Origin of the sequence: Sphaerotilus sp. FB-3 (genome assembly GCF_023706025.1) — a bacterium.
Taxonomy (GTDB): domain Bacteria; phylum Pseudomonadota; class Gammaproteobacteria; order Burkholderiales; family Burkholderiaceae_C; genus Sphaerotilus; species Sphaerotilus sulfidivorans.
Genome location: NZ_BQWE01000065.1, coordinates 1 through 672 on the forward strand (window position 1 = coordinate 1; position 672 = coordinate 672).

Genomic DNA, 672 nt, shown 5'->3' on the forward strand with positions numbered 1-672 from the left:
GTAGCGGGTGAACACACGACGCCAGGCCTTGAGTCTGCGAAACAGCCGCTCAACCTCGTTGCGACGCCGATAACTCTGCTTGTCCAGCGTCCGCGGCTGCTTGCGCTGCGGGTTGGGCGGCACCACCGCAACGAAACCGAGCTGCTCGGCAAGTTCGCGCGTGGCATCCCCCTCATAGGCGCTGTCCATCAGCAGCAGCACCTCACCGGCCTCTTGCGGTCCGCCCATCGCCTCGATCAGCCGGCGCCCCTCGGGTCCGTCGGCTGCCTGCCCCGGCGTCAGACTCCACGTCACAACGTCGCAGGCACTCGCGGCAACCAGATGAAGCTTGGTGGTCCACCCGCCCCGGCTCTTGCCGATCGACTGGGGCCCGGCTTTTTTTGCGCACCTGTCCCATCCGGATGCACCTTCATGATGGTCGAATCCAGACTCACCGCCTCGATGCGTACCTGCATCAGGCGCTGCTTCTGCAAGTGCGTGAACACCGTGTCGAGCACACCGGCCTTGGCCCAGCGGTTCATGCGCGTGTAGACGCTGTGCCATGGACCGTAGTGACTGGGCAGGGCCCGCCATTTGCAGCCGTTGGCCGCCACGTACAGGATGGCGTTGACCACCTCGAAATTGTCCAGTCGCACATTGCCCCGCTGGCGTGGCAGCAGCGGGGCGATCTGA

1 pseudogene is annotated in these 672 nt (G+C 65.2%); it reads right to left on the minus strand.

Annotated elements, in window-relative coordinates:
- Positions 1–672, minus strand: a pseudogene (locus tag NFT33_RS19045) (IS5 family transposase); the annotation flags it as partial.